Below are 4,671 nucleotides of genomic sequence, written 5' to 3' on the forward strand. Positions count from 1 at the left end.
GTCAGCGTTGTTTTACCATGGTCAACGTGGCCGATAGTACCGACGTTAACGTGCGGTTTTGTACGTTCAAACTTTTCTTTAGACATCGATTGTCCCTCTAAGACACGGATAAATCGGTGATATCACCACATCAACCAGGCAACATGCCCGACTTGTTGAATGCAATAAACAGAGAGAAACAGGGGAGGAGAGATAAAGAAGTGGTGCTGATACCCAGAGTCGAACTGGGGACCTCACCCTTACCAAGGGTGCGCTCTACCAACTGAGCCATATCAGCACGTCTGGAGCGGGCAGCGGGAATCGAACCCGCATCATCAGCTTGGAAGGCTGAGGTAATAGCCATTATACGATGCCCGCATCCTAAAACTCGGCTACCCTATTCTTTCTGTGTTTCAGGAGAAGAAAACTCTCCCTTTGAGTTGATTCAGCTTTGACACCAACTCTGGTCACACAAGGTGACCGAAAATGGTGGTGGGGGAAGGATTCGAACCTTCGAAGTCTGTGACGGCAGATTTACAGTCTGCTCCCTTTGGCCGCTCGGGAACCCCACCGGACTTGATGGTGCCGACTACCGGAATCGAACTGGTGACCTACTGATTACAAGTCAGTTGCTCTACCTACTGAGCTAAGTCGGCATCAAGTAGCGCGCATTCTAGGGAGACAGAGCGATTGATGCAACTAAAAAATTGCACAAATTGTTCTATCGCTCACATTTTGCACGACAAGGCCGTTAAATGCTGCTATTTCAAACAAATTAGTGGAAAAAACCAGTATCGAAACCACTATTGGCGGTCATATCTCCTCGACATTCAAGGCAGGCATATCTCCTGTTCGCTTGCAGAAAGCGCATTTACCTTGCCCTGGTGCACTTTTTTAACCAATCAGTTAGAAATCCCGCATTTCAGGAGAGCACGATGCGGATCACATCTACGCGAAATGATCACTATGAAGACAGGCCATTTGAACCCTGCCATGGTGCGTGTTTACTTTAATGAAAGCGCCAGTTAATTGTGGGGCGTCACTCAGTAGGGTGAAATGGACGGTCATCCTCAAACCCTCTTTACTCAACGGGCGAAATGCTGGTTGTGTCAATTTATCGCTCAGTAAAGAAGCCTGGATGCCCTACGGTGCAATCATCAAGTTGCATAGAGTACGAATCGGTTCCGCCGAAGCGCTGCAGGCGATGCTAATTAAGGCAATTAAGAAACGGGCTTGTGCCGATAATGCAACCTTCTCTGTCACGAAGTTCAGGTCGGTTCGCTCGCAGAAGGCCCAACCGTATACAGGATTAACGGCGGTTGGATGAAATAGAGGATGACGTTAACTCAGCCGATGGGAGTACACATTCAGCCGCGATCTATTGCCAACGCTTATTCGAAGTGAATCAACTAACCCGCGCTATTGTCTGCGGTCTCGGAAACGTGATGCGTTCTTAGGAAAGCATCACGCAGACGCGATTTTTCATATTATTCCCTGTCATCTGGTGTTAACCTCCTGCCCATTGTCCTAACTTATATTAATAACGTCGCGCCATTGCATTACCTTAAAAGAAGGCTTCTCGCTCCGTGTCGGAAGCATACGTGGCGAGCCACCATGGCAGGCAGAAAAAGCTTATGAGTAAAAAAGAGCAAACGTTAATGACCCCGTACTTGCAGTTCAATCGTAGCCAGTGGGCTGCGCTTCGTGATTCAGTGCCGATGACGCTCACTGAGGGTGAAATCGCGCGGTTAAAAGGCATTAATGAAGATCTCTCTCTGGAAGAGGTCGCAGAAATTTATCTGCCACTGTCACGTTTGCTCAATTTTTATATCAGTTCGAATTTGCGTCGCCAGGCCGTGCTTGAACAATTCTTAGGCACGAACGGGCAAAGAATCCCTTATATTATCAGCATCGCGGGTAGCGTTGCCGTAGGTAAAAGCACGACGGCGCGCGTACTACAGGCTTTATTAAGCCGCTGGCCAGAACATCGCCGCGTTGAATTAATCACTACCGATGGCTTTTTGCATCCTAATCAGGTTTTAAAAGATCGCGGCCTGATGAAGAAGAAAGGGTTTCCGCAATCTTATGATATGCACCGTCTGGTGAAGTTTGTTTCCGATATTAAATCGGGGGTGCCAAACGTTACTGCACCAGTATATTCACATTTAATTTACGATGTTATCCCGGATGGGGATAAAACAGTAACCCAGCCAGATATTCTCATTCTTGAAGGGCTCAATGTATTACAAAGCGGTATGGACTACCCTCATGATCCTCATCATGTATTTGTATCTGACTTCGTTGACTTCTCTATTTATGTCGATGCGCCGGAAGAGCTGTTACAGAAATGGTATATCAATCGCTTCCTGAAATTCCGTGAAGGGGCTTTCGCCGATCCGGATTCTTATTTCCATAATTATGCAAAATTGACCGAAGAAGAAGCTATCAATATTGCCACATCTCTTTGGAAGGAAATTAACTGGCTAAATTTGAAAGAGAATATTCTTCCAACTCGCGAACGTGCGAGCCTTGTGATGACCAAAAGCGCCAACCACGCGGTCGAGCAGGTTCGCCTGCGGAAATAAAAGAAAGGGGAGCGAAATGCTCCCCTTCTTTTATTATTCGGCACTGCGCAAGGAAATTTCGCCACCCATCCAGGGTTTAATTACCCCATCCTGTTCAAGCAACAATGCGCCCTGTGCATCAATACCGCGTGAGATGCCAAATATCTCTCTCTCGCCAATGATCAATTTTACCGGGCGATCGATGAAGTTATCCAGTTTCTTCCAGCGAGATAGCCAGGGGCCTAACCCTTCCTGTTCAAAGGACTGGAGTGCGGAACGTAATGCATTGATTAAACGCGCTGCAAGCATATTACGATCAAGGGTCACACCCGCTTCTTGCAGGTTAACCCAGCCTTGATTGATAACATCGCTTTCCGCATGGCGCATGGCGAGGTTAATACCCGCCCCTATGACGATCTGAGCAGCATCCCCGGTTTTTCCCGTTAATTCGACTAAGATACCGGCAAGTTTACGATCGCCCAGATAAAGATCATTTGGCCATTTAACCCGAACGTTTTCTGCGCCTAATTCCTGAAGCACTTCTGCCATGACGATACCAATGACCAGACTTAATCCAATCGCTGCAGCGGGACCTTGCTCAAGACGCCAGTACATGGAGAGATAAAGGTTAGCTCCAAAGGGAGAGAACCACTTACGCCCACGACGCCCACGACCTGCTTGTTGATACTCTGCAACACAGGCATCGCCGGATTGCATTTCACTGATACGGTCCAGTAGATATTGGTTAGTAGAATCAATAACCGGCAACACGGCCACTTTACCTGTTTGTACCTGCGCGACGATCAGCTTTTCATTCAGCAATTGGATGGGTTCAGGCAGACTATAGCCCTTTCCGGGCACGGTGAAGACATCAACCCCCCAATCGCGGATGGTTTGAATATGCTTGTTGATAGCAGCACGACTCATTCCCAACCGCTCACCGAGTTGCTCGCCAGAATGGAATTCGCCATCAGCAAGAATAGAAATCAGGGTTAACGGAATGGTGTTGTCTTTCATGCAATCACCTCTACGGCATTCACTTCGCCACGATGGCCGATAAAACGCACCTCGGGCTCCAGCCAGACATTGAACTTCGTCCCAACCTGTACGCGTACATGGTGTGCCAGACGAACGACATCTTCGCTGGTCGCGTTATCTTGATTGATCAATACCAGAGCCTGTAGCGGATGAACTGCGGCCCCGCCAATGGATACGCCTTTTAACTGGCATTGATCGATAAGCCATCCGGCAGCGAGTTTCACTGTACCGTCAGGTTGAGGATAATGGGGAGCTTTTGGCGATTTTTCCAGTAGAGCGGCGGCCTGTTCTGCACTCACAACCGGATTTTTAAAGAAACTACCGGCATTACCGTTTACTTTTGGGTCAGGCAACTTACTGGTACGCATGCGGCAAACTTCTTCAAAAACTTTCTGCGGCGTTACTGTTGCCGGATCCAGGCGCGTCAGATCGCCATAGGTCAGGATCGGCTGCCACTGTTTAGGTAAGCGCAGACCAACCGCGATAATTGCGTAGCGATCCTGATACTCATGTTTGAAGATGCTGTCACGATAACCAAAACGGCAAGCTTCTGCCGTTAATCGCCGGGTATCGCCGGTATTCAATTCGATACAATCGACATAGGCACAGACGCGCTGCAGTTCAATACCGTATGCGCCTATGTTCTGGATAGGTGATGAACCAACACAACCGGGAATTAACGCCAGGTTTTCTAGTCCGGGCATTCCGTGCGAGAGCGTAAACTGTACGAGTTGATGCCAGTTTTCCCCGGCGCCAACGTGAACATGCCACGCCTCGGCGCTCTCCTCGGTTTCAATCCCCAGGATACGGTTAATAATGATCGTACCTGCGAAGTCTTCCAGGAAAAGGACATTGCTGCCCTCACCCAGCATTAATACAGGCTGTCCATTACGTACGGATTCCTGCCACGCTTCAAGCAGTTGCTGCACATTTTCAGCACGTATTATTTTATTTGCATTGTGATCAATGCCGAAGGTATTCCAGGGCTTAAGGGAGTGGTTCATAGACGCTGTCCTGATGCAAAAACCCGGCTAGTTTACCGCATATGCAAGGTGAGCGCTTGTGGTTATATGGAAGGTTTCAGGAGGAA

Annotated in this window: 4 protein-coding genes and 4 tRNA genes; 1 reads left to right on the plus strand and 7 read right to left on the minus strand. The window is 48.4% G+C overall.

Going from position 1 to position 4,671, the window contains the following annotated elements; translation table 11 throughout:
- The 5 genes from AAIG39_RS25440 to AAIG39_RS25460 all read right to left on the minus strand — a co-directional run.
- Window positions 1-86 (minus strand): GTP-binding protein (locus AAIG39_RS25440; protein WP_002436303.1); only part of this gene is annotated, 86 nt, incomplete at its 3' end.
- Window positions 87-201: 115 nt separating this feature from the next.
- Window positions 202-277, minus strand: a tRNA-Thr gene (locus tag AAIG39_RS25445).
- A gap of 5 nt (window positions 278-282) precedes the next feature.
- Window positions 283-357: transfer RNA gene (locus AAIG39_RS25450), tRNA-Gly, on the minus strand.
- 109 nt (window positions 358-466) lie between these two features.
- Window positions 467-551 (minus strand) — tRNA-Tyr (locus AAIG39_RS25455).
- Between the two features lie 8 nt (window positions 552-559).
- Window positions 560-635, minus strand: a tRNA-Thr gene (locus AAIG39_RS25460).
- Window positions 636-1,613: 978 nt separating this feature from the next.
- On the opposite strand from AAIG39_RS25460, the gene coaA reads away from it, so the two are divergent.
- Entirely contained in the window at window positions 1,614-2,564 is a 951-nt protein-coding gene (coaA, locus tag AAIG39_RS25465; RefSeq protein ID WP_047372261.1) for a type I pantothenate kinase, read from the plus strand.
- Between the two features lie 33 nt (window positions 2,565-2,597).
- Here the strand turns inward: coaA and birA are convergent, their stop codons facing one another.
- Window positions 2,598-3,560 (minus strand): bifunctional biotin--[acetyl-CoA-carboxylase] ligase/biotin operon repressor BirA, encoded by a 963-nt coding sequence (gene birA / locus AAIG39_RS25470; RefSeq protein WP_343195039.1) that lies wholly within the window; start codon window positions 3,558-3,560, stop codon window positions 2,598-2,600.
- A complete protein-coding gene (murB, locus tag AAIG39_RS25475; RefSeq protein WP_249573374.1) occupies window positions 3,557-4,585 on the minus strand; it encodes a UDP-N-acetylmuramate dehydrogenase in 1,029 nt (342 codons plus the stop codon). Before murB ends, birA begins: the two co-directional genes overlap by 4 nt.
- Window positions 4,586-4,671: the final 86 nt, after the last annotated feature.

It is taken from the genome of Phytobacter palmae (genome assembly GCF_039409775.1).
In the GTDB taxonomy this organism is placed as follows: domain Bacteria; phylum Pseudomonadota; class Gammaproteobacteria; order Enterobacterales; family Enterobacteriaceae; genus Phytobacter; species Phytobacter palmae.